The sequence below is a fragment of the Nocardia jiangxiensis NBRC 101359 genome, from assembly GCF_000308615.1.
GTDB lineage: Bacteria > Actinomycetota > Actinomycetes > Mycobacteriales > Mycobacteriaceae > Nocardia > Nocardia jiangxiensis.
On record NZ_BAGB01000097.1, the window covers coordinates 1 to 221 of the forward strand.

Consider the following 221-nt stretch of genomic DNA (forward strand, 5'->3'; position numbering starts at 1 on the left):
GCGCTGAACTATGTATGGGGCGTGTGCACCATCCTGGATCAAACGGCCGAGGACATCCTCCGGCGGAACCCGCGCTTTCTCACCCGCGCGAAGAACTTTGTCTCGTTCTTCTCCTTCGGGCCGCTCCTGGTACCCCTCGATCATGCGCTCGATGTCCACGGCTCCCTGGACAACATCACCGTTAGCACCGTACGCAACGACGGGGAAGAGGTACGTACGAA

At 60.2% G+C, this 221-nt stretch carries 1 protein-coding gene; it reads left to right on the forward strand.

The window, feature by feature from the left end; translation table 11 throughout:
• Positions 1-21: 21 nt before the first annotated feature.
• A partial coding sequence (locus tag ON40_RS34385) for a hypothetical protein (protein WP_245568117.1) occupies positions 22-221 on the forward strand: 200 nt, incomplete at its 3' end.